19 protein-coding genes are annotated in these 24,304 nt (G+C 64.6%); 10 read left to right on the top strand and 9 right to left on the bottom strand.

Translation table 11 applies throughout. The features are described 5' to 3' along the window. The coding region (locus ACTS2Z_RS01825; RefSeq protein ID WP_442571528.1) for a DUF6065 family protein at window positions 1-400 on the bottom strand (400 nt) is incomplete at its 3' end. A gap of 61 nt (window positions 401-461) precedes the next feature. Between ACTS2Z_RS01825 and rlmN the strand changes: the two genes are divergently transcribed. From rlmN to ACTS2Z_RS01785, 8 genes are all read left to right on the top strand, one after another. Continuing rightward, a complete protein-coding gene (gene rlmN, locus ACTS2Z_RS01820) occupies window positions 462-1,616 on the top strand; it encodes a 23S rRNA (adenine(2503)-C(2))-methyltransferase RlmN (RefSeq protein ID WP_442571527.1) in 1,155 nt (384 codons plus the stop codon). Next, window positions 1,613-2,950: an RsmB/NOP family class I SAM-dependent RNA methyltransferase gene (locus ACTS2Z_RS01815; protein WP_442571526.1), complete on the top strand. Its 1,338-nt coding sequence runs from the start codon at window positions 1,613-1,615 to the stop codon at window positions 2,948-2,950. Before rlmN ends, ACTS2Z_RS01815 begins: the two co-directional genes overlap by 4 nt. Window positions 2,951-3,006: 56 nt before the next feature. Then, window positions 3,007-3,669, top strand: a complete 663-nt coding sequence (gene rpe / locus ACTS2Z_RS01810) for a ribulose-phosphate 3-epimerase (protein ID WP_442571530.1) — start codon at window positions 3,007-3,009, stop codon at window positions 3,667-3,669. A gap of 10 nt (window positions 3,670-3,679) precedes the next feature. Then, window positions 3,680-5,425, top strand: coding sequence for a heparinase II/III family protein (locus ACTS2Z_RS01805; RefSeq protein WP_442571525.1), 1,746 nt, complete (start codon window positions 3,680-3,682; stop codon window positions 5,423-5,425). A 36-nt stretch (window positions 5,426-5,461) separates the two neighbouring features. Then, window positions 5,462-7,057: a bifunctional phosphoribosylaminoimidazolecarboxamide formyltransferase/IMP cyclohydrolase gene (gene purH / locus ACTS2Z_RS01800; protein ID WP_442571524.1), complete on the top strand. Its 1,596-nt coding sequence runs from the start codon at window positions 5,462-5,464 to the stop codon at window positions 7,055-7,057. Further along, a complete protein-coding gene (locus ACTS2Z_RS01795) occupies window positions 7,057-7,887 on the top strand; it encodes a dienelactone hydrolase family protein (protein WP_442571523.1) in 831 nt (276 codons plus the stop codon). The genes purH and ACTS2Z_RS01795 overlap by 1 nt, the downstream gene beginning before the upstream one ends. A 69-nt stretch (window positions 7,888-7,956) precedes the next feature. Then, entirely contained in the window at window positions 7,957-8,577 is a 621-nt protein-coding gene (locus ACTS2Z_RS01790) for a molybdopterin-dependent oxidoreductase (protein ID WP_442571522.1), read from the top strand. A 90-nt stretch (window positions 8,578-8,667) separates the two neighbouring features. Continuing rightward, complete coding sequence (locus ACTS2Z_RS01785; RefSeq protein ID WP_442571521.1) at window positions 8,668-10,197, top strand: alanine/glycine:cation symporter family protein; 1,530 nt, start codon at window positions 8,668-8,670, stop codon at window positions 10,195-10,197. A gap of 2 nt (window positions 10,198-10,199) precedes the next feature. On the opposite strand, the gene ACTS2Z_RS01780 is transcribed toward ACTS2Z_RS01785, so the two are convergent. Continuing rightward, on the bottom strand, window positions 10,200-10,874 hold the full coding sequence (locus ACTS2Z_RS01780; protein WP_442571520.1) for a heme-dependent oxidative N-demethylase subunit alpha family protein: 675 nt from the start codon (window positions 10,872-10,874) through the stop codon (window positions 10,200-10,202). A 146-nt stretch (window positions 10,875-11,020) separates the two neighbouring features. Continuing rightward, window positions 11,021-11,467, bottom strand: a complete 447-nt coding sequence (locus tag ACTS2Z_RS01775; RefSeq protein WP_442571519.1) for a hypothetical protein — start codon at window positions 11,465-11,467, stop codon at window positions 11,021-11,023. On the opposite strand from ACTS2Z_RS01775, the gene bioB reads away from it, so the two are divergent. Next, the gene (bioB, locus tag ACTS2Z_RS01770) at window positions 11,466-12,443 is read left to right on the top strand and encodes a biotin synthase BioB (RefSeq protein ID WP_442571518.1); all 978 of its coding nucleotides are present in this window, start codon (window positions 11,466-11,468) and stop codon (window positions 12,441-12,443) included. The genes ACTS2Z_RS01775 and bioB overlap by 2 nt on opposite strands. Here the strand turns inward: bioB and ACTS2Z_RS01765 are convergent. Genes ACTS2Z_RS01765 through ACTS2Z_RS01755 form a run of 3 tightly spaced genes read right to left on the bottom strand, consistent with a single transcriptional unit; the run spans window position 12,440 to window position 16,740 of the window. Beyond that, window positions 12,440-13,705, bottom strand: coding sequence for a glutamate-5-semialdehyde dehydrogenase (locus ACTS2Z_RS01765; protein ID WP_442571517.1), 1,266 nt, complete (start codon window positions 13,703-13,705; stop codon window positions 12,440-12,442). The genes bioB and ACTS2Z_RS01765 overlap by 4 nt on opposite strands. Continuing rightward, entirely contained in the window at window positions 13,702-14,850 is a 1,149-nt protein-coding gene (gene proB, locus ACTS2Z_RS01760) for a glutamate 5-kinase (protein ID WP_442571516.1), read from the bottom strand. Before proB ends, ACTS2Z_RS01765 begins: the two co-directional genes overlap by 4 nt. A 57-nt stretch (window positions 14,851-14,907) precedes the next feature. Then, complete coding sequence (locus ACTS2Z_RS01755; protein WP_442571529.1) at window positions 14,908-16,740, bottom strand: ABC-F family ATP-binding cassette domain-containing protein; 1,833 nt, start codon at window positions 16,738-16,740, stop codon at window positions 14,908-14,910. A gap of 108 nt (window positions 16,741-16,848) precedes the next feature. Between ACTS2Z_RS01755 and ACTS2Z_RS01750 the strand changes: the two genes are divergently transcribed. Further along, on the top strand, window positions 16,849-18,249 hold the full coding sequence (locus tag ACTS2Z_RS01750) for a DUF1254 domain-containing protein (RefSeq protein ID WP_442571515.1): 1,401 nt from the start codon (window positions 16,849-16,851) through the stop codon (window positions 18,247-18,249). Here the strand turns inward: ACTS2Z_RS01750 and ACTS2Z_RS01745 are convergent, their stop codons facing one another. The 3 genes from ACTS2Z_RS01745 to leuS all read right to left on the bottom strand — a co-directional run bounded on the left by ACTS2Z_RS01745 (window position 18,250) and on the right by leuS (window position 24,267). Then, window positions 18,250-19,746 (bottom strand): flavin-containing monooxygenase, encoded by a 1,497-nt coding sequence (locus ACTS2Z_RS01745; protein WP_442571514.1) that lies wholly within the window; start codon window positions 19,744-19,746, stop codon window positions 18,250-18,252. It lies immediately after the preceding gene. 77 nt (window positions 19,747-19,823) lie between these two features. Next, window positions 19,824-21,545 carry a carboxylesterase/lipase family protein gene (locus tag ACTS2Z_RS01740; protein ID WP_442571513.1) on the bottom strand — a complete coding sequence of 574 codons (1,722 nt, stop codon included), beginning with the start codon at window positions 21,543-21,545 and terminating at the stop codon, window positions 19,824-19,826. Window positions 21,546-21,627: 82 nt separating this feature from the next. Beyond that, window positions 21,628-24,267 carry a leucine--tRNA ligase gene (gene leuS, locus ACTS2Z_RS01735; RefSeq protein ID WP_442571512.1) on the bottom strand — a complete coding sequence of 880 codons (2,640 nt, stop codon included), beginning with the start codon at window positions 24,265-24,267 and terminating at the stop codon, window positions 21,628-21,630. Window positions 24,268-24,304 lie beyond the last annotated feature (37 nt).

Below are 24,304 nucleotides of genomic sequence, written 5' to 3'. Positions count from 1 at the left end.
TCCAGTCGGTCTCGATAACGCCCGATAGCGGCGCGATACCGTCCTTGATGCCGTTTACCGGCCCCGTGACCCAGATATTCCAGCCCGGCGGTGTGCGCAGAAGGAAGCTCATCTCGAAGGTGAGGATGCCGGAGCCGAAATTCGTCATCGCGCTGCCCGGCTGGTGCATGGTGAGCGGATCGTCGAGCACGACCTCGACATCTTCCACCCGCACCCCGCCATTCCAGCGCGCGGTGAGGCCGGAGGGCGTGAACACCTCCCAGCCATGCTGGTTGGCGATAGCCAGCGGCAGGCAGCGATAGGCGAAGGATTCCGGCGTGTCGTCCATCCACTGGCGACGCGAGGACGCGGCACGGATAGTGGGCGCCTGGGCGGCGAGCGGGTGGCAGAGAAGCTTCATGCGGCTCACATTGGCGTGCGCCCGGCTTGATTTTCAAGCCTGTTAAGCGCATCTGGGGCCGATGAGCACGACCCTGGACCTTTCCGCCGCCAAACGGCCCGTTCAAACGCCTTCCCTCGCCGGGATGACGCGCAATCAGATCCGTGACGGTCTGGTGGCCACAGGGCTTGTGGAGGACAAGAAGGCCAAGATGCGCGCCACGCAGATCTGGCGCTGGGTCTATCAGTACGGCATTACCGATTTTGCCGCGATGACCGATATCTCCAAGGAGCTGCGCGAGCGCCTGCCCGAGCACTTTACCCTTGCCCGCCCGCGCCTGACCGAGCGTCAGGTAAGCGTGGACGGCACGCGCAAATACCTGATCGAGCTGTCGCCGGGCGTCGAGTGCGAGACCGTCTTCATTCCCGGTGTCGGGCGTTCGGGTGCGTTGTGCGTCTCCAGCCAGGTCGGCTGCACGCTCAACTGCACGTTCTGCCATACTGGCACGCAGGCGCTGGTGCGCAACCTCACCGCTGCCGAGATCGTCCAGCAGGTGATGATCGCCAAGGATGATCTCGCCGAGTGGCCAAGCCGCATGGAAGACCGGCAGATCACCAATATCGTCTTCATGGGCATGGGCGAGCCGCTCTACAATCTCGACCATGTCTCCGATGCGATTGACGTCATCTCCGATGGCGAGGGCATCGGTATTGGCCGGCGCCGCATCACGGTCTCCACCTCCGGCGTCGTGCCGAAAATCCCCGAGCTTGGCGCGCGCACCAACACCATGCTGGCGATCTCGCTGCACGCCACCAATGACGGCTTGCGCGACGAGCTGGTGCCGCTGAACAAGAAATACCCGATTGCCGAGCTGATGGACGCGATCCGCGCCTATCCGGAACTGTCGAACTCCAAGCGGGTGACGTTCGAATACGTGATGCTGAAGGGCGTGAACGACTCGCCCGGCGAAGCCAAGGCGCTGGTGCGCCTGTTGCAGGGCATCCCGTCGAAGATCAATCTGATCCCGTTCAATCCCTGGCCGGGCTCGCCCTATGAGTGCTCGGACTGGGCCACGATCGAGCGCTTTGCCGACATCGTGAACAAGGCCGGCTATGCCAGCCCGATCCGAACGCCGCGCGGCCGCGACATCCTCGCCGCGTGCGGCCAGCTGCGCTCTGAAAGCGTGAAGCAGCGCGCCAGCGAGAAGCGCCGCCTTGAAAGAGAGGCGCGGGCTTGAACCGGAAACCTTCCGGCAAGCCTGCCAGCCGCCCAAGACCCCGCCCGCTTTCCGCCCGTGAGGCGGCGCTGACGGCTTATCTCGCGCTCGACGCGGAGGGCACGGCACCTGACAGCGCGCTCAGTGCGCAGGCCGGTTTCAAGGCCATGGAGCCGCGAGACCGGGCGTTTGCGCGGGCGATCCTGTCAGCCGCGATCCGGCGGCGCGGCACTCTGGAGACTGTGTATAACACCTTCCTCGACAAGCCCTTGCGCCCGCGCGAGGTGTTTGGCCGGTCGGTCCTAACCCTTGCGAGCGCTGAACTGACTGTCCTGATGACGCCGCCCCATGCGGTCGTCGATGGCTGGGTGCGCATCACCGGCGCCTCGCCGGACGGGCGCAAGCTCAAAGGCCTCGTGAACGCCGTACTGCGCCGGGTGTCGGAGCGTGGCACGGAGGTGTTTCAGGGCGCTGATCCGCTCCTGGATCTTCCCGAATGGCTGCGCGAGCGCTGGAGCGCGATCTACGGCGAGGAGACCACCCGCGCGATGGCGCTCGCCCGCGCCGGGGCGCCGCCGCTGGACCTTAGCTGCAAGCCCGAATTTGACGCCCACGCCTTTGCCGAAGAGATCGGCGGCACGGTTCTTCCCACCGGCACGGTACGCAAGGACGGCATTGGCGATGTTACCGCCCTGCCCGGCTTTGAAAGCGGACACTGGTGGGCGCAGGACGCCGCTGCTGCCCTGCCGGTCCGCCTGCTGGCCCCGAAGCCGGACGAACACATTGCCGATATCTGCGCCGCACCCGGCGGCAAGACATTGCAACTGGCCGCAGCCGGAGCCCGCGTGACAGCTGTTGACCGGTCACAGGCGCGCCTGAAGCGCGTGAGCCAGAATCTCTCCCGTACGGGCCTGAAAGCCGGCATTGCCGCCGCCGATGCGACACGCTGGCAGCCTGAAGCCCCGCTGGACGCCGTTCTGCTGGACGCGCCTTGCAGCGCCACCGGCACGCTGCGCCGCCGCCCTGACGTGGCGTGGAACAAGAGCGAGGCCGACATCGCCGCGCTCGCCGAACTGCAATCGGCCTTGCTGGACAATGCCTATGCCATGCTGAAACCGGGCGGGCGGCTGATCTATTGCACATGCTCGCTGGAGCCCGAAGAGGGCGAGGCGCAGGTTGAGGCGTTCCTGAAACGCACGCCCGAAGCGCGCCGCCTGCCGGTGATCGCGGACGAATTGCCAGGGCTTGAAGATGCCATTGATCACAATGGCGATGTGCGCACGCGCCCCGACATGTGGAGCCCGGCAGGCGGGCTTGACGGCTTCTTCATCGCGCGCCTGGTGAAGCCTCGCTAACCCTTGCTGGTCCTGCCAGCTTGCCCTTGGCGGGGGGCGCTGATATGCCCGTTGGCATGGCGCGCACGGTCAAGATTTCACCTTCCATCCTCTCTGCGGACTTTGCCCAGCTGGGCGAGGAAGTCCGCGCCATTGACGAGGCCGGAGCGGACTGGATCCATGTCGACGTGATGGACGGGCATTTCGTGCCGAACCTCACGATCGGCCCCATGGTGGTGAAGGCTTTGCGGCGCTGGTCGGAAAAGCCTTTTGACGTGCACCTGATGATCTCGCCGGTCGATGCCTATATCGGCCAGTTTGCCGAGGCAGGCGCAGACATGATCACGGCGCACCCGGAGGCGGGCCCTCATTTCCACCGCACCATCCAGACCATCAAGTCGCACAAGGTGAAGGCGGGCGCCGCGCTCAATCCGGCAACTCCGGCAGAGGTGCTGGCTCCGGTGATCGAGGATCTCGATCTTGTGCTGGTGATGAGCGTCAATCCGGGCTTTGGCGGTCAGAGCTTCATCACAAGCCAGCTGAAGAAGATCGAGGCTCTGCGCGCGCTGATCGACAAGACCGGGTCGCCAGCCCTGATCGAGGTTGATGGCGGGGTAAACCCGCAGACCGCCCGCCAGTGCGTCGATGCGGGCGCGGACGCGCTTGTCGCCGGCTCGGCTGTCTTCAGCGGAGGGCCGGAGCGCTACCGGACCAATATTGAAGCCTTGCGCGGAGGCTGACACAGCGCCCATGGGCACTCTCGTCACCAGCCGGGAAATCGGGCAGGCCAGCGTCAACGCGATACGCCGCGAACTTTCAGACTTTGCCAATTTCCTGCCGCCCTACCGCCTGATGAGCCTGTCGGGCGGTGGCGGACGCCGCCAGATCATTCATCTGAACGATGCCGCCCCGCACGGCGACAAGGCGCGCGGCGCAGCATTGCTGGCCGGGCGCTTCACGCTCGGCGGCGAGACGCTTGGCGTCAGTCCGGGCGAGAGCGTCTGGGCCACGCCTGCACCGTCACGCGCGTTTGCGGAGCGTCTGCACGCCTTTGAATGGCTGCCCGACATGCTGGCCGTGCGCGAGGACACCGCGCGCGAGGCGGCACTGGTCCTCATCGATGACTGGCTGGGATGGTTCGGCATCTGGAACAGCTTTGCCTGGAGCCCGGCCATACTGGCGCGCCGGCTGAAAGTCTGGCTCCAGCTCCTGCCGCTTCTTGATGGGGGGGATGACCGGCGTGCGCGCGATACCCGCCTGAAAAGCATGGTGCGCCAGACCTTGCGTCTGCGCCGCGCCCTGACTCTGCTGCCGGCCACGGCAGAGCGGGTCGATGCCGCAATAACCCTGATGATGGCCGCGACCTGCCTCAGCCTGCCTGCGCGCATACGCGCTGCCGGTGAACGCCAGCTTGTCGCCGATCTGAAAGCGCAGGTTCTCGCCGATGGGGGACATGTCAGCCGCGCCCCGATCAATTCGGCCCGCATTCTTGCCGCCCTGGTGCAGCTTGATGCGCTGGCCAATGCCCAGAACCTCTCACTGAACGGCGAGATTCACCGGGCTATGGACCGTCTGGCAGGCGGTGTGCGCTTCTTCCGCATGGGGCCGAAGGGCCTCGCCAGCTTTCACGGCGGGGGAGAAGGCTCCACCCGGCTGATCGAGATGGCGATGCGCGGACGCGAAAAGGTGAAGCCGTTCAATGTCGCGCCGCATTCAGGCTATCACCGCGCGGAGGCCGGCGGCTCTGTCGTCATTCTGGACGCAGCCGGGCCGGCCAAGGGCGCATACGGGCTGGACGCGCATGCCAGCGCCCTGTCGTTCGAATTTGCGCCGCCGGGCGGGCGCCTCATCGTCAATTGCGGCTGGAATGACGATCAGCCAGCCAGCTGGCGCGAGGCGGTTCGCGCGACGGCTGCGCACTCTGCGCTGACGCTGGAGGAAACCTCCTCGGCGCGCCTTATCCGGCCAGGCTGGAAGCGTGCGCTCCTCGGCGAGCGCTTCGAGAAAGGCCCTGATCCGGTGCGCGCCCGCCGCAATGAGGAAGATGTCGGGGTCTGGCTGGAATCCAGCCATGACGGATACCGTGAAGAGTTCGGGGTTGGCATACGCCGCCGTCTCTTCCTGGCGGTTGATGGCGGCGATCTGCGCGGCGAGGACGGCATCTACCGCCCGGTGGAGGACGGTCCGCCCGACGATCCTGAAAAGCTTCTGCGCTTTGCCATTCGTTTCCATCTGCATCCGGGCGTGAAGGCCTCGCTCTCTCGCGATTCCTTAAGTGCGCTGCTAGTCCTGCCCAATGGAGATGGCTGGCGGTTCCGCACTGATGGCGGGCCGGTGCGCCTTGAGCGCTCGGTGTATCTGGCAGGCGGCTCGACGCCGGTTCGCTCGACCCAGCTCGTCATTGCCGGAGAGGCAGAATCCTACGGGGGAGGCGACCGGCCTCCAAACCGTGTAAGATGGGCGTTCCAGCGCCTTGGTCGCGTCGGCGGGGCGTGATAGCCAGACGCCAGATTTCAATGGAGCATTCCCCTCATGTCGGATGAATTTCTTGCGCCGGTTCGCCGCGCGCTCATCTCGGTATCGGACAAGACAGGTCTGGTGGCGCGCGCGCGCAAGCTCTCCGAGCTGGGCGTGGAGCTGATTTCCACCGGCGGCACGCTGGCGACATTGCGCGAGTCGGGGCTTGAAGCCCGCGACGCAGCCGACGTGACCGGCTACCCGGAAATGATGGACGGGCGGGTGAAAACCCTGCACCCGCGCATTCATGGCGGGCTGCTGGCCCGGCGTGACCGGGAGGACGACCTTGCCTCCATGGAAGAACATGGCATCCCGGCCATCGACCTTCTCATGGTCAATCTCTACCCGTTCGAGGAAGCGGTTGCCGAAGGCACCGATATTGATGGCTGCATCGCCAAGATCGATGTTGGCGGTCCGGCGATGATCCGCGCTGCCGCCAAGAACCACGCTCATGTCACGGTGTGTGTGGAAGGCGACGACCTGGACACCGTCATTGCCGAGATGGAAGCCCATGAAGGCCAGACCACGCTCGCCCTGCGCCGCCATCTGGCAGCCAAGGCCTTTGCCCGCACCGCCGCCTACGACAGCGCGATTGCCGAGCGTCTGGCAGGCGAGGTGGCAGACGCCGATACGCGCTTCTTCGCCGTTGGCGGCACGCTGAGCCAGGCGCTGCGCTATGGCGAGAACCCGCACCAGAGCGCGGCGCTTTATGCCAGCCCGGCTCCGCGCTCCGGCATCGTTTCGGCGCGCCAGCTTCAGGGCAAGGAATTGTCCTACAATAACCTCGCTGACGCCGATGCCGCCTTCGAACTGGTCAGCGAGTTCAATGCCGAGGAGCAGGCCGCCTGCGTCATCGTCAAGCACGCCAATCCGTGTGGTGTCAGCGCCGCCGACACGCTCGCGACGGCCTATGACCGCGCCTTTGCCGCTGATCCGGTCAGCGCGTTTGGCGGGATCGTCGCCCTTAACCGCAAGCTGGACGCCGATACGGCCGACCTGATCGCCTCTCACTTCACCGAAGTCGTGATTGCGCCCGAGGCCGATGATGCCGCGATGGAAATCCTGGCCGCCAAGAAGAATGTGCGCGTACTGGTCACAGGCGGGCTTGCCGACCCGGCTCAAGCCGGATGGAACGTGAAATCGGTTGCCGGCGGCCTGCTCGTGCAATCGCGCGATACCGGCCATGTGCTGGCCAAGGATCTGAAAACCGTCACCGAGCGGGCGCCGAGCGAAACAGAACTCGCTGACCTTCTCTTTGCCTGGCGCGTCGTCAAGCATGTGAAATCTAACGCCATCGTCTACGCCAAGGGCGGCACGACCTCCGGCATCGGCATGGGCCAGACGAGCCGTCTTGATGCCGCCGTGCTGGCCGCGCGAAAGGCCGAACTCGCCGCGCAAGAAAATGGCTGGGACGAGCCGCGCACGCGCGGATCGGTCTGTGCCTCGGACGCCTTCTTCCCGTTTGCGGACGGGCTGAACGCAGCCATCGAGGCGGGTGCAACAGCCATCATCCAGCCGGGCGGTTCCATCCGCGATGACGAGGTGATCAAGGCGGCCAATGAGGCGGGTCTGGCCATGGTGTTCACCGGCATGCGCCATTTCCGGCACTGATGCGCTGGCGCCTGGCCCTGCTGGGCGTTGCAGCCCTGCTTGGCGGCTGCAGCAATGGCCCGCGCGATGTCGAGGCGCATGCACGCTGGCTGGAGCCACACATCCGCATCGTCATGCCGCAAGGCGTTGAAGGACCAGTCCCCGCCGTCCTGATGTTTTCAGGCTGTGGCGGAGTGATCTCCGTACAGGATGACTATGCCGCCATCGCCAATGAAGCTGGCACGGCCGCGCTGATCGTCGATTCCCATAGCGCGCGCGGCATTGGCCGCCTCGGCGCCCGCCTGCTTGTCTGCTCCGGCCTTCGCATGCGCGGCGACAGGCGGGCAGGCGATGTCATCGCCGCCATGGAAATCGCGCGCGATCATCCCGGCATTGATGCCTCGCACCTGACCCTGATCGGGTGGAGTCATGGGGGCTGGACGCTAATGGACGTGCTGACGCGGGCCGCTGATGGCATGGCGCCACCCGGGCTCGACGCCATGCCGGAAGACGCGCTTGCAGGTGTCGAAACGGTGATGCTCGTCTATCCCTGGTGCGGGGTCCTGAACCGGGCGCGGCGCCATTCACTGGCGTCAGGCCTGCCTGTTCGTGCCCTGCTGGCTGGCGAGGACGTGATTGCCGATCCTCAGGACTGCACAGAAATCTTCGAGCGTGAAAGCGCAGACGGGGCTGATCTCGAATGGCAGGTACTGGCGGGCCTCACCCACGCCTTCGATGCGCCCGACGAGCCGCTCGACCCGCGCGTACGCCACGATGAGGAAGGCACGCAGCTTGCCCATGACTGGTTCGCTGCCGGCCTTCGCAGGCGTGACGACGCCCCTTCCCCCTAGCCAATGGAGGCAGGCTCGCGCATTGTGCACAGCAAAGGGGCGGGACAACGCCAGATACGGGGAGGCCGGATGATAGGGTCGATCGCTTCACCTGAAAGCCGGATGTTGCGCATCGCGCTTGCCGGGCTGGCCTTGCTGGCCGCCGGGTTTGCGCTGAACGGATGCGGGCGCGGCGGGATTGATCCTGAAGCCATATCGCGCACAGGACCGGTTGTGCTGGTGATTACCGGAGTGGACGAGGACAATCGCGGCACCCGCACCGTCACCTATGAAGGCCTCTACGCGATTTACGGCATCGAGGTTCAGACCGCGCGCGGCTTTACCCGGCCTGACCTGATGTCGATGAGCTGGCGCCAGATGCGGGCCGATTTCCCGGTTGGCGGAGAGGTCCGCCTGTTTGACGGTCCGCGCCTGTCCGATGTGTTGCGCGCGGCCGGGCTGGAAGGGGCAAGCGTGCGCCTGACCGCGATGGACGGATATGAGGCCGAAGTGCCGGCCGAACTGATTGCACGCTACGAGCCGATACTGGCGCTGCGCGCCGATGGCGAGCCGCTGGCAATCGGCGGGCTGGGCCCCGTCATGCTGGTCTGGCCGCGCCGCAATCAGGATGCGCTTTCCGACATGAATGACGATCTGTGGCCGTGGGGCATCTTTGCCATCACGCCCTATGAGCCGGCACCCACACCGTAAGAACGACAGGCCGCCTTGCAGGCGGGGACTTCCAGTTTTGACCCGGCCTGCCTAGGGTCATGCGCAATCAATCAGATCCGGGGAGCGGGAATGGACAGCTTTTTCGACAATGTCACGATCTTCAGTGACTTCCTTTGGGGCGGCACATGGGGTGACCAGCGCATCCTTCCTGTCGGCATCGTCACCATCGCCCTTCTGGGTACCGGTGTCTTCACCATGCTGGTGCTGGGCGCGCGGCCGCTGAAGCGGCTATTCCCGGCCTTTGCCGAGTTGTGGGCAGGGCGCAAGAGCGGCGGCGAGGGCGAGATCACGCCCTGGCAGGCGCTTTCAACCGCGCTTTCCGGCCAGGTGGGCACGGGCAATCTTGCCGGCGTCGCCACCGCCATCACGCTGGGCGGGCCGGGTGCCATCTTCTGGATGTGGGTGACCGCGATCTTCGGCATGGCTCTCGCCTACGCCGAAAGCTCTCTGGCGGTGCGCTTCCGTGAGAAGCATCCTGACGGCCACTATCATGGCGGCCCGATGTACTACATCCAGAACGGGCTCGGCAAAAACTGGAAATGGCTCGCCGTCCTCTTCTGCATCGGCACCATCCTCTCTGCTCTGGCGACAGGCGGTGCCATCCAGGCGAACTCCGTCACCCAGTCTGCGGTTGAGGCGAGCACCTCGCTCGGCGTTGACCTGCCGCGCTGGGCGGTGGGCGGTGTCCTCGCCTTCCTGGTCTTTGTCGTGATCATTGGCGGCATCAAGTCGATCGGCACGGTGGCCGGACGGGTCGTACCGTTCATGGCGGTGGCCTATGTCGCAGTCGCCCTCATCATCCTGGCGACCCATGCCAGCGAAATTCCCGGTGCCTTCGGCCTGATCTTCACCGAAGCGTTCGGGTTCCAGGAAGCCGCTGGCGGTTTTGCCGGCTACGTCATCATGGCCGCCATACGGGCCGGTGTGGCGCGCGGCCTCTTCTCCAACGAGGCCGGTCAGGGTTCCGCCCCGATTGCGCACGCCGCCGCGCAGACGAGCAATCCGGTCAAGCAGGGCGAGATCGCCATGCTGGGTGTGTTCATCGACACGATCATCATCTGCACGATGACGGCGCTGGTGATCCTGACCGTTTCGGGCAGCTACACCAATCTTGACGGATCGGTCGTGGAGTTTGCCTGGCAGTCCGACGCCCTGCAGGCGTCCGCCATCACCACAGCAGCCTTTGCCGAAGGCATCTATGCCGGTGGGTGGATCATCCTCGCGGCGCAGGCGCTCTTTGCCTTCACCACGATCATTGGCTGGTCCTACTATGCCGAAACATCGGCGACCTACATCATTGGTGACTGGGCGGCGCGTCCTTTCCGCTTCATCTGGGTGGCGATCGCCTTCCTCGGTTCGCTGATCGTCAATGTTGACGGTCTCTGGCGGGTTGGCGACGTCGCCAACTCGATGATGCTCTTCCCGAACGTCATCGCGATCCTGCTGCTGACCGGCGTCGTGGTGCGCTACACGCAGGAATACGACCGCAAGGGCATTGTCCCGCCAGCATGGCACGGAGATACCGCCCGCGATGCGGACGGCAAGCCGGTTCACTCGCCCAAATCGGAGAGTGTGAAGGGCGAAAAGCCCGCCGGGTAAACTCAAGGCCTGGGCAGCGCGGCGGCCACCAGATGGTCGAGCGCTGCCCATTTCTTGTATCCGCGTGCAGTGTCACCGGCTGCATGCCAGGCCGCCCCGAGGGCGGCCTTTTCTTTTACATCGAGGCTGGACACCGGATCTATCGCGACCCGGATCGTGAACAGAACGGCGCCGCTTTCGGGCAATCTGACAATCGTCTGGCGCTCCACCCGGACATGCAGAAGCGCCTCGGCCTGGTCAGCCGAGCCCTTCTCCGCCCGTTCGCGCAAGGGGGCGCCATCGGGGGTAAAGCGGGCATCCCCGGCCTGGAGTGTCCAGTTGAAGCGTTCGAGCACCTGACCGGGCCGGATATGGTCGAAGACGCGGGCAATGCGGGCCGACAGCGAAGCGCCGCCCGGAACAGCCTCATGCAGTTCGTGCAAGCTCCGCCCGCTGGCAAATCCCAGCGAAAAGAAGGTCGGCGATGTCAGGATGGCCGCACCGACATGCCATTCACCGTCCTCCTTCACCATCACCACCAGATCATCACTCACATGACGGGCGATGGCATGCAGGGCTTGTGCGCTTTCACCCGTATCAGGGAGCGGCTTTCCGGCATCGCGAAAATGCCGGGCGATTGCATGGGCCGCTTCCCCGGCCGTTTCGCGATGGTCTGCTGACTGAAACGAGACTGGCATGTCACCCGCCAGCAAGGCCCGGCGTCCGGGCAGGCAATGGGCTTCCGTGTCGGGGAGCAGCCAGCCTTCCGGCTCTATGGGCCGCAGACCGACGGCAAAGCGGGGCGGGCCGAGCCGCCAGGGCGTGTGCGGAGGACGGGCTGCCCCTACCACCGCTCACCGGCCAGATGGCCCGCGATCCAGACCAGCACAAACCCGATCGCAATGCCGATGGCGTCGACACCCCAGTCATAGATCGACATGGACCGGTTGATCACGGGTATGGCCTGCAACAGCTCGATCAGCCCGCCAAACGCCCACAGGCCCGCAAAGAGCCAGAGGCGTGAAACCTGTGGCCAGGCCGCACGCGCCAGCATGGTCAGCACGATGAAGGCGGCAAGGTGATTGATGACATGCCAGCCCAGCAATGCGGGCAGTTGCGCATCACCGGGCCAGAGCGCAAAGCCCAGCGCGCCCAGAGCGGCCAGCACGAACAAGATGGTCCAGTAGGGACGGAATACCTCTGCCAGCTTTGCAGCCCACAAAGCTTGAGGCTTGCGGCCCGTCTCGCCTAGGGTGTCACCGCGCTCATCGGAGGAATTGCTGGGTATCATGACGCTTTCACTTCTCGACACGATTCGCGATGCGGGCACGCCCCGTTCTGACTGGTCCCGCGAGGAGGTCAAGGCGATCCATGATGCGCCCTTCGCCGAACTCATGTTTGCCGCAGGCCATATCCACCGGATGCACCATCGCGCCGGCGAGGTGCAAAAAAGCCAGCTTCTCTCCATCAAGACGGGCGGCTGCCCGGAAGATTGCGGCTATTGCAACCAGTCAGCCAAGTTCGAGACCGGGCTGAAAGCCTCGAAGCTCATGGACACCGATACGGTGCTGGAAAAGGCACGGGCCGCAAAGGCTGGCGGCGCAACGCGCTTTTGCATGGGCGCGGCCTGGCGGTCGCTCAAGGCCCGTGACGAGCCGAAAATCTGCGAGATGATCGAGGGCGTGAAGGCGCTGGGCCTCGAGACCTGCATGACGCTGGGCATGCTGGAGGACGGGCAGGCAGAAAGGCTGAAAGAGGCCGGTCTGGACTATTACAACCACAATCTCGATACCTCGCCGGAATACTACGAAAAGATCATCACCACGCGGACCTGGGACGACCGGATCGAGACGCTGGGGCGGGTTCGCAAGGCCGGCATAAAGGTGTGCTGCGGGGGGATTATCGGCATGGGCGAAGGCCGGGAGGACCGGATCGGGCTCCTGACCGAGCTGGCCTCTCTCGACCCGCATCCCGAAAGCGTGCCGATCAATCATCTGGTTCCGGTTTCGGGGACGCCGCTTTCAGGCTCAGCGCCGCTGGACGGACTGGATTTCGTGCGCGCGATTGCCACCGCCCGCATCATCATGCCTTTATCGGTGGTGCGTCTGTCCGCGGGTCGCGAAGCGATGAGCCAGGAGCTTCAGGCCCTGTGCATCCTTGCAGGGGCAGGATCGATCTTTGTCGGCGAGGAATTGCTGACGACGCCCAACCCGTCCCTCACCCGCGATGCGCAGATGTTCGAGACGCTGGGGCTGGAGGCGCGCTAGGTGCGGGTCTGACCGGTGCCGAACACCTGATACTTCCAGCTGGTCAGCTGGTCTGCGCCCACCGGCCCGCGCGCATGAATGCGCCCGGTGGCGATGCCGATCTCCGCGCCGAAGCCGAACTCGCCGCCATCTGAAAAACCCGTCGAGGCATTATGCATGACGACGCCCGCGTCGACGCGGGAAAGGAAGGTCTGCGCCACAGCCTCGTCTTCGGTAATGATCGCCTCGGTATGGCCGGAGCCATGGCGGGCGATATGGGCAATCGCGCCCTCGACACCGTCAACGAGGGCCATGGAGCAGATGGCATCGAGATGCTCGGTATCGAAGTCTTCTGCACGAGCAAGCGTAGTGGCCGGCACTCGGCCATGAATCTCCGCGTCGGCGCGCACTTCACATCCGGCAGCTTGCAGGCTGGCGATGAGGCGCCTGAGGAGGCTCTCGCCCGCAGCCCGGTCGATGAGCACGCATTCGGCCGCATTGCACACGCCGGTGCGGCGCATCTTGGAATTGAGGACGAGGGCCTCGGCCATATCCGGATTTGCCACCGCATCGACATAGACATGGCAAAGGCCATCGAGATGGCCGAGCACCGGCACGCGGGCTTCTTCCTGCACACGCTTTACCAGCGCCTTGCCGCCGCGCGGAATGACGAGATCAAGCGCGCCGCCGAGACCTTTCAGCATGTCACCGACATAGGCCCGGTCCGGGCCGGGCGGCTGGGTGATGGCCGCTTCGGGAAGTCCCGCTGCAACCAGGCCCGATTTCAACGCGGTGACGATGGCCGCGACGCTGCCAGAGGCATCCGAACCGCCGCGCAGCACCACAACATTGCCCGACCGGATGCACAGGGCCGCCGCATCGGCCGCGACGTTGGGGCGGCTCTCGAATATCACGCCGATGGCGCCGATGGGCACACGCACCTGCGCGATCTGAAGGCCATTGGGACGCGCCCAGCGGGTCATTTCCCGCCCTACGGGGTCGGGGTGGCGGGCAACGGCGCGGATACCGTCCGAAATTGCGGCAAGCCGTGTCTGATCGAGACGAAGCCGGTCCAGCATCGCGCCGCCTGTGCCCGCCTTCCTCGCGCGCTCCACATCGCCTGCGTTCGCGGCCAGCACGGCCCCTGCGGCGGCATCCAGCGCATCGGCCATGGCGAGAAGTGCGGCCGAGCGCGCCTCTGCTGAGCTTGAGGACAGCGCGCGAGCCGCCGCCCTGATCGCGGCCCCGGCCCGTTCGGCCCAGCTTTCATCATGGCCGCTCATGCCTGCCCCTCCACCACCAGATCATTCACATGAATGGCGGCAACACCGCGCCGGTAGCCAAGCGCCGCCTCTATGGCATCGGACTTCAGACCCGCAATCCGGCGCAATTCATCTGCGCCATAGCCAGTGATCCCCTTGGCCAGCAAAGTGCCGCCCGCATCGTGAAGGGCGACCGTCTCCCCGCGTGCGAACTCTCCCTCGACACGGGTAATCCCGGCCGGAAGCAGGCTCTTGCCATCGCGCACAGCCTGCGCTGCTCCGGCATCAAGGTGGAGATGCCCGCGCGGGGCCACGGCGCCGGAAATCCAGCCTCTGCGGGCAGACGAGCGGGAGGTCTCCGGCGAAAACACAGTATGAGGGACATCGCGCTCCAGCCGCTGCAGCGGCTGGTCTTCGGCGCCGGCGGCAATGATCGTGGCGATACCGGCCCGCGCGGCAATGCGCGCCGCCGCGATCTTGGAGGCCATGCCGCCCGTGCCTGTGCCTGCCTTGCCTGGCTCGCCGCCCAGCGCCTCGATCTCCGGGGTAATGACCGGGACATGCCCGATGAAACGGGCATCTGCCACGCGGCCGGGATCAGCGCTATAGAGCCCGTCCACATCGGAAAGGAGCACCAGCAGGTCGGCGTCGCACATCTGCGCCACGCGTGCCGCCAGCCGGTCATTATCGCCATAGCGCAACTCGGCGGTGGCAACCGTATCGTTCTCGTTGATGACGGGTAGCGCGTGCGCGCCCAGCAACGCCTCCAGCGTGGCACGGGCATTCAGCCAGCGGCGCCGGTTTTCCATGTCGTCCCAGGTCAGGAGCGCTTGCGCGGCGGGCAGGCCGTGCGGCTCCAGCGCAGTATTCCATTCCATCATCAGAGCCGTCTGGCCGGCTGCGGCAGCGGCCTGCTTCTGGTCGAGAGGCAGCTTTCCAGCCGGTAAGCCAAGGCGGCGGCGGCCGAGCGCCACCGCACCGGAGGACACCAGCACGGTCTCGATGCCACGCGCGCGCCACGCGGCCAGAGCATCGGCAATCGCGGCAAAGCGGACACTGTCCGGGCCGCCTGTCGCGGTATCGATGAGAAGTGACGAGCCGATCTTGATGACGGCCCGGCGCGCTGCACCGATCAGATCTGCTGCCCTCAACGTCAAAGCCGTCATCCCGTCACACGATGGAGGCGGGCACCTTATCGCAGGTGCAGCATGACGCAATCTCGATCACTGGCCGCGGGCGTTCGACGCCTCGATTTCCTCACGCAGCATTTCCAGCTCCAGCCAGCGCTCTTCCTTCTCCTCGCGAGCAGAAATGGCGATGGCGAGGGCCTCGCTGGCCGCGTTGAAACGGGCAGGATTGCGTGAGAACAGCGACGGATCGGCAAGCTCGGCCTCAAGGCCCGCGATTGTGTCGTTCAGCGCGTCGATCTCGCCGGGCAGGGTTTCCAGCGCGTGTTTGTCCTTGAAGGAGAGCTTGGCCCGCGACGGGGCAGCGGGCGCTGGCGCTGGTCTGGATGTCGGCGACGCGGGCTTTGGTGCAGCCGGTTTCACGCTGCGCGCCTGCACGCCCGCGCCGCGCTGGGCCATCATGTCGGAATAGCCGCCCGCATAGGCCTGCCAGCGTCCGTCGCCCTCATAGGCGATGGTGCGGCTGACCGTGCGGTCAAGGAAATCGCGGTCGTGGCTGACGAGAAGGACCGTGCCTGCATAGTCGGCCAGCAAGTCCTGCAACAGATCGAGCGTTTCCAGATCAAGGTCATTGGTCGGCTCGTCGAGCACCATGACATTGCCCGGCAGTGCCAGCGCGCGGGCCAGCATGACGCGGGCGCGCTCGCCGCCCGACAGCACATGCACCGGAGTGCGGGCCTGTTCGGGCCGGAACAGGAAATCCTTCATCCAGGCAGCGATATGGCGTGTCTGGCCATTGATCTCGATGCGGTCACCGCCCCCGCCGGTCAGGGCTTCGGCGAGGGTCCATTCCGGTTTCAGGCGGGCACGCTTCTGGTCAAGCTGCGCGATCTCGAGGCCCATGCCGAGGCGCACGGAGCCGCTATCAGGTTCCAGATTGCCGACCAGCATGTTCAGGAGCGTCGTCTTGCCCGCGCCGTTGGGTCCGACAAGGCCGATGCGTTCGCCGCGCAATATGCGCATGGAAAAATCATCAACCACGTTGCGCTCGCCAAAGCGTTTGGAAATCCCGCTCGCCTCGACAATGAGCTTGCCGGACTGTTCGGCATCAGAGGCTTCAAGATTGACGCTGCCTTGCGGGCCGGAATAGCTGCGGTAGCGCTCTTTCAGCGCCTTCAATTCCCCGACCCGGCGGACATTGCGCTTGCGCCGTGCCGTGACGCCATAGCGTATCCAGTCCTCTTCACGGGCGATCTGGCGGGCGAGTTTGTGCTGTTCCAGCTCTTCTGCCGCCAGCACCTCGTCGCGCCAGTCCTCGAAATGGGCAAATCCCTTTTCCAGCCGACGGGCCGTGCCCCGGTCCAGCCAGACGGTTGCGCGCGACAGGCTTTCAAGAAAGCGCCGGTCGTGACTGATCAGCACCAGAGCGCTGCGTGTGCGCGACAGCTCGTCTTCCAGCCATTCAATGGCCGGCAGGTCGAGATGGTTGGTCGGCTCGTCGAGAAAGAGAATGTCCGGTTCGGGCGCCAGCGTGCGGGCAAGGGCCGCGCGGCGGGCCTCACCGCCAGACATGCGCGCAGGGTCTTCGGAGCCATCAAGCCCCAGCGCTTCGAGCAGCATGCCGGCCCGCCAGGGATCGTCACCGGGTGCCAGACCCGCCTCGACATAGGCGAGAACGCTTGCAAAACCGGAAAGGTCCGGCTCCTGCGGGAGGTAGCGTACCGTCGCACCGGGATGGATGAAACGTTCGCCGCTATCGGCCTCGATCAGTCCGGCGGCAATCTTCATCAGGGATGATTTGCCAGAGCCGTTGCGGCCCACCAGACAGACCCTGTCACCGGGGCTGACCATCAGCTCGGCGCCTGTCAGCAGGGGCGTCACGCCGAAGCTGAGATGTATGTCCTGCAAGGTAAGAAGGGGCGGTGCCATGATGGCGCTGCGATAGCGCAAACGGCCGGACCTGTCAGCGCCCTTGCGCTGCCCGGCAATGGCGGGCGAAGGTGGCACTGACCCGCCACAGGCAAGGAACCGCCCTTCATGTACAGAAGCCGCCGCCGCATCTTGATGGGAACGCTTGCGATCAGCGCGCTGGTTGCCGTGTTTGCCTCACTATGGGTGTGGGCGACGCGCAATCCGGCGGAGCTGACCTTGCAGGAACTCGGCGAGGCCGCCGGCCAGTCCTACATCTATGGCTATCCGCTCGTCCTGATGGACGAGACGCGCCTGGACGTTATCGAACGGGCCGGTGTGCCGGCCAACCGTCTGGCCCATGTGCGCACCCTGCCCGGCCCCGGCTTCAATTCGGTCGTGCGTCCCAATCTCGACACGCTCTATTCGCTGGCCTGGCTGGATCTGGGCACCGAAGCCCTGCTGCTGGAAGTCCCGGCCATGGAAGACCGCTACTGGCTCTTTCAGGGACTGGATGCCTGGACAAACGTGTTTGCCGATGCGGGCGTTCGCACGCTTGGAACCGGCCCTGTCAGCATACTGATCGCCGGACCGGACTTTGAAGGAAGTGTGCCTGAAGGCATGATCCTCTATCGTTCGCCGACCCGGATGGCCTGGTTGCTGGGGCGAATAGAGATTGATGGAGCGGACGACCTGCAAGCCGTTCACCGTCTTCAGGATGCCTTGCGCCTCTACCCTTACCGGTCCATGCCCGGCGGACACGGCGTCGTGCTGGATCGCCCGGAAGCGGACGCCGCCGATGATGCGCCGCCGAAACGCGTCGCGAATATGGATTCGCAGGCGTTTTTCAACCGGCTGGGCGCGCTGATGGTGGCGAACCCGCCCGCAGACGGTGACCGGCAGGCGCTCGACCGTCTTAGCGTCATCAATGCCGGTCCGGGCGTGGAAGTTGACTGGTCCGGATACGGCATACTGGCACGCTATGCACTGGAACGCGGTGTCAGCACGGCCCGCCAGAGGCTTGCAGACGGACCTGACATTATCGCGGGCTGGACACTGCCTCAGGAAAATATCGGACGCTTTGGTGATGATCACGCCTACCGCGCGGGCGTCGCGCTTTACGGGCTGGGCGCAAACCTGCCCGAGGACGCCGCCTATCCGGCGGCACGCACCGATGCGTCAGGAGAGATTCTGAACGGTTCACACACTTACCAGATACGCTTTGCACCCGATGCCCTGCCGCCCGTGAACGCCTTCTGGTCGGTGACGCTCTATGACACGGACGGTTATCTGATCGCGAATGAAGCGGGGCATCATGCCCTGACCAGCCGCGACGAGCTGGTGCGCGACGACGATGGCGGCCTGACACTCGATATACATTCCGGACCGCCTGAAGCGGGCCGCGAGGCCAACTGGCTTCCGGCACCTCAGGGAAGGGAGTTCACCCTTCTGGCCCGTCTGTACTGGCCACAGGAAGCCGCCCTTGATGGCAGCTGGTCAATGCCGGATATTGAAAGACTGGAGGACTGATTATTCGGCCGCTTCGGCGACCGGATGGCTGGCGTCGCCGCGCGCCTTGCGGAACTGCAGATGCCCGTCTTCCAGCGCACCGTAGCGGATGGTCAGCATGTCCTGCACGTAGTTCTGGTAGGTGCGCCACGGCGCCTTGGTGCCCTGACGAGGCAGATGCGGCAAAGCCCGCTGCACATACCCTGACGAGAAATCGAGCAAGGGGGCTAGCTCGATGTCCGACGGCGGCACCGGCACGCAGTAATCATACCCTCTGGCCTGCATGTGCGCGATAAGGCGGCAGACACGTTCCGCCGTCAGATCAATTTTCAGCGTCCAGGACGCATTGGTGTACCCGAACGCGATTGCGGCATTAGGCACGTCTGACAGCATCATGCCGCGATAGGTGATCTTGTCGGCGGGAACGAGGGCTTCGCCGTCTACCCGGATGTCCATCCCCCCGCCGACCTGCATCTCGAGGCCCGTTGCCGGAACAACGAGGTCGGCTTCCAGAAACTCGCCCGATTTCAGGCGGATGCCGCCCGGCTCGAAGCGCTCGATATGGTCGGTGACGATGCTGGCCTTGCCACTCTTCAGGGCAGCAAAAAAGTCACCATCGGGCGCGAGGCAGAAGCGCTGGTCCCATGGATTATAGCTGGGCGAGAAATGCCGTTCGACGTCGAAATCTTCGCCAAGTTCGGCGCGGATCGCCTTGATGACACCGCGCCGGACGAAATCCGGCCAGCGTCGCGCGAGATTGAAGAAGAGCATTGCGAGCGCGACATTTTTCGCCCGGGAAAGCGTGTAGGCGAGCCGGCCGGGAAGCACCTTGCGCATGGCATCGGCTATGGCATCGCGCGACGGGCGCGCGGCGATATAGCTTGGCGAGCGCTGCAGCATGGTCACGTGCGCGGCCGCATCGGCCATGGCCGGCACCAGTGTCACGGCTGTCGCCCCCGACCCGATTATGACGACCTTCTTTCCCGAATAGTCATGGCCCTCAGGCCATTTCTGGGGGTGGATCACCTCTCCGGCAAAGTCTGAAAGACCTTCGAACTCAGGCATATAGCCCTGATCGTAACGGTAATAGCCCGAACAGATCATCAGGAACCGGCCGGTCAGGGTCTTCCGACCGCCCGGGCCGTCTGTCACGACATGCCAGCGCGCTGATACGCTGTCCCAGTCGGCGGACACGACGCGGGATTCAAAGCGTATGTGCCGGTCAATACCGGCCTCGCGCGCGGTATCGGTCACATAGCGGCGGATGCTGGGTCCGTCGGCGAAGACTTTTCCATCAACCCATGGCCGGAAATTATACCCGAACGTGTACATGTCGGAGTCGGAGCGTATGCCCGGATACCGGAAGAGATCCCAGGTGCCGCCAATCTGGCTGCGCGCTTCGAGAATGGCATAGGTGACGCCCGGCAGCCGGTGCTGGAGATGCCAGGCCGTGCCGATGCCGGAGATACCGGCTCCGACAATCACAACATCAACCTCGTCCCGGGCGTGTGTCGACATGGGCTCACCTTCGTGCCGCTAACGCGTGAAAGTGAACACCGTTCACTTCACTCTGGCAAGCCTGCGAGAATGATCCCTCATGCACAGCCGAGGCGCTGGCGCATTGCATCCAGACTGCCGCGCGGGCGCCATTCTGCGATGGCCTCGACAACGCGGCAGCGCTGGACATCATCAAGGCGTGGGTCGGCAGCGAGGTCAGCCTCGATTGCCTCGAAACTGTCCGTACCGGTGATGATCTCCTGGCCATTGTCCGCAGGGCTGTCGAAGCGCATCAGGAGGCCATTCTCATTCCAGCGCTCCCAGCGTGGCAGGTTTGTCGGACCACCGGTGCCCGGTTCGCCAGTGCGGGCAAACTCAGCCCAGTAAGCGCCCATGGCGGCAGCCAGGCTTTCGCGGCCTGCAGCATTGTCATCGTTGAAGATCACGCCATCAAGCCGGCCAAAGAAATTGAAATGGTTGAAAACGAACGGAATTTCCATCGCGTGCGCCGCGCCCAGAAGGTGGGAGAGGTCCATCACGAACAGGGCCCGCCCTGCCTCATCCCAGTCGAAGCGATAGGCCCAGACATCGCGGTGTCCGCCCGAGAGCATCCGGCTGGCGGCCTGATCGACGGACAGGATACGCCAGGTGCGGCTCTGATACTCGGCGATCGTGTTGTAGAACCGGGTGTCGCGGCTGACGATGATGACACCGAGATACCGGTTCACCAGATCATCGCGGAAAGCGTTGAACAGCTTCATCTCGTCGCGATTGGTGCCAGTGATGACCGGCACGGCATTGAAAGTCCCGGTGGACGCAAAGGCATTGGCGAGACCGTCGCGCGGTATCGTCACCCCGTCCTCGATCATGCGCGGCAGGTCGAGAAACGGCGCGCCGTCCTCATTGCGATAGGCATCAAAAACGGCGTCGAGACTTGCCGCACGCAGGGCGGCAGGCGTGGCGCCCTCGCCGGCAATGCGGGTGGCGATTGAATCGGCGTCATTGGATTGTCCGGGTTCGGCGCCACTGGCTGCCTCCCAGCTCACACTGTCAAAACTGCCCGACTGGATGATGGCGCGGTGGAACAGGCCCGCAGCGAGCGGCGAGGCGAGCAGGCCGGCCACATTATGACCACCGGCGCTTTCCCCGAAGATCGTCACATTGCCCGCGTCGCCGCCAAACTGGGCGATATTGGCACGCACCCATTCCAGAGCGGCAATCTGGTCGAGCAGCGCGAAGTTCGCTGCGGCATCGCGCGGGTCGGTGGCATCGGCGCGCAGGCCCTCATGGGCGAAAAAGCCCAGTCCGCCGAGACGATACTGGATGACCACCACGACGACATCCTGGTCTCTGGCGAGTTGAGCGCCATCATACTGGCCGGCGAAGCCCCAGACATTGGCACCACCATGAATCCACACCATGACCGGCCGTGCTGCATTGTCCGCGTGAGCGCCTTCAGGCGCGTAGATATCGAGGCGCAGGCAATCCTCCGAGCCGACAAGCTGACCCGGCGGAACGCCGAAGGAGGATTGCAGGGCGCTGGTAAATTGCGGGCAGGGTACGGGATGATCGAGAGCCTCGAAGCGTGCCTCGTAAGCGGGTGCCGGGCGCGGCGCCCGCCAGCGCAGATCGCCTTCAGGAGCTGCGGCAAAAGGCACGCCCTGCCATGCCCACGCGCCCGGCGAGTGCCGGAATCCGACGAGCTCACCCTGTTCAACGCTACGCAAGGTCGCATCATCAGGCTGCGGCCGGGCCGTGTCGCCGCCCGAACAGGCAGCCAGCGCGAAAGCCCCTATCAGTCCCAGAAAAGCCTGACGCATGATAACCCTCCCCGGTCACTGTCTGACGGGGAGGGTAAAGCGCATTCGCGCCGCTGCAAGGTGGCAGCGGCGTATCGAGCCTCTATTCGGACTTGGGAAGGTTTACGAGGCGTACCCAGCCGGTCTTGCGGTCCCGCACCACGATGATGCGGCCCGTGTCTATGCCGGAAACATCCTTGCCCATGGCCTCCAGCATGGCCAGCGAGGCCGCGCGGACCGCCGCGTCATCGGCCTGCGGCTCGAGCGTGATGGTGCCGCGCTTCTTGCCGCCTTCCTGCACGACGATCTCGATAGTCTCGATGGCGGCGCGCAGCATGTCGGCATCGGCTTTCGGCCAGGCGGCATGGAAGACACTGCCCGTCTCGCCCGCGCGCTCCCACAATTCCTCGGCCATGTGCGGCGCGAACGGCGCCAGTACACGCAGGAAGGACAGCAGGCTGGACCGAGTGACCGGCTCGCGCTCGACCGCGTTCAGGAACTTCATCAGCTCGGCAATCGCCGTGTTCAGGCGAAGATTTTCCAGATCCTCTGTCACCGCCTCAACCAGCTTGCCGGTGGCGATGGTGACAGCAGACGGTTCCTCGGCCGCCTTGGCATTCAGCCCGCCGACCGCATAATTCCAGACGCGTCGCAGGAATTTGAGCGAGGCTGCCGCCTTCTCGGTTTCCCAAACGCGCCCGCCCTCCACCGGCCCCATGAACATCAGGCAGACGCGGAACGCATCCGATCCGTACTGGGCGACAACATCGTCCGGGGTGACGACATTGCGCAGCGATTTCGACATTTTCGCACCGATGCGCGTGACCGGGTCACCGGTTGGCACGTGGACAAAATGGCCCTCGCCGCGTTCTTCCACCTCATCGACGGGCAGGATCACGCCGCGCGCATTCTGATAGGCAAACGAGGTGAGCATCCCCTGATTGACCAGCTTGGTGAAAGGCTCCGCCGTCGAGATGACGCCCAGATCATGCAGGGCCAGGAACCAGAAGCGGGCATAGAGAAGGTGCAAGGTGGCGTGTTCAGCGCCGCCAACATACAGATCGACCGCGCCCCAGGCTTTCTCCTTGGACGGATCAACAAGCGCATCAGGGTTCTTCGGGTCCATATAGCGCAACGGATACCAGCACGAGCCGGCCCATTGCGGCATGGTGTTCAGCTCGCGGCGCCCCTTCATGCCGGTCTTCGGATCGGTGATTTCGACCCAGCCCGGCGCGCGCGCCAGTGCGGGCGCGTCATAGCTTGTCGGCTTGTAGTCATCGACATGGGGCAGTGTCAGGGGCAATTCGGACACATCAAGGCTGGAACGCGTGCCGTCTTCCCAATGGATGATCGGGATCGGTTCGCCCCAATAGCGCTGACGGGAGAATATCCAGTCGCGCAAGTTATAGCTGACCACGCGGCGGCCCAGTTCATGAGCCTCGAGATAGTCAGCGACCGCCTCGCGTGCCTCGCGCCAGCGCTGACCGGCCTGGTAGAGCCCAGGCTTTGTGCCGGCGGGCGGGGCAAGCATGACGCCATCAGCCGTCCAGCAGGCCGTTCCCGAAAGAACAGCGTCACGCGTCGGCTCGTCCGCACCCGGATCGATGACCGGCACGATCGGCAGGCTATATTTGCTTGCAAAGGCAAAATCGCGCTCGTCATGGGCCGGAACGCCCATGACCGCGCCCGTGCCGTAGTCGGGTAGCACATAGTCGGCGACAAAGATTTCCACCTTGGCGCCCGTCACCGGATTGATGGCGAAGAGGCCAGAGGAAACGCCCGTCTTTACGGCGTCCTCCGTCCGGTCAAGATCGGACTTTCGCGCCGCAGCCTCACGATAGGCATCCACACTCTCGCGGTGGCTTGCCGGAACTAGGCTTGCCACAAGCGGGTGTTCCGGTGCGAGCGCAAGGAAGGTGACACCAGCCAGCGTGTCGGCCCGGGTGGTAAAGGTGGTGACGGTTTCATCCGCGCCATCAATCGCAAAGCGGATCTCGGCGCCTTCGGAGCGGCCGATCCAGTTGCGCTGGCTATCCTTGATACCTTCGGGCCAGTCCAGGCCTTCAAGGCCGGAAAGCAGGCGCTCCGCATAGGCGGTAATGCGCATCTTTACCTGACGGATCGGCACGCGCACCACGTCAAAGCCCTGCTCCGACTTGCCGTCAAACACCTCCTCATTGGAAAGGATCGTGCCAAGCTCTGCGCACCAGTTGACCAGCGCGTCGTCAAAATAAACGAGGCGGTGCTGGTCCTGATACTCCTGGATGGCGAGCTTTCCGGCAGATTTAACATCTTCCGGGATAGGCAGTTCGCTGATCGGGCGGGCCTTTCCGGCGGCCTTGTCGAACCAGGCCTCGTACATCTGGACGAAGATGAACTGCGTCCATTTGTAATAATCCGGACGGGAGGTCGCGATTTCACGGCTCCAGTCATAGCCCAGGCCCAGCAATTCCATCTGCCTGCGGAAGGTCTTGATGTTCTTTGCAGTCGAGACTTCGGGATGTTCACCGGTCTTGATGGCATGCTGCTCGGCGGGCAGGCCGAAACTGTCCCAGCCCATCGGGTGGAGAACATTGAAGCCGGCCATCCGCTTGTAGCGCGCCACGATATCGGTCGCGAGATAGCCAACCGGGTGACCAACGTGCAGACCCGCCCCGGAAGGATAGGGGAACATGTCGAGGACGAAAAAGGTCTCCTCGCCCGGCTTGGGGTCCGGCGTGCGATAGGTATCCTCTTGACTCATTAGAGAACCCATTGGCGAGGAGCCAACTAATTCGGCG

Source organism: Glycocaulis sp., from assembly GCF_052168375.1.
GTDB lineage: Bacteria > Pseudomonadota > Alphaproteobacteria > Caulobacterales > Maricaulaceae > Glycocaulis.
The sequence above is the reverse complement of the archived record's forward strand: the minus strand, read 5'-3'. Positions and strand labels throughout refer to the sequence as shown.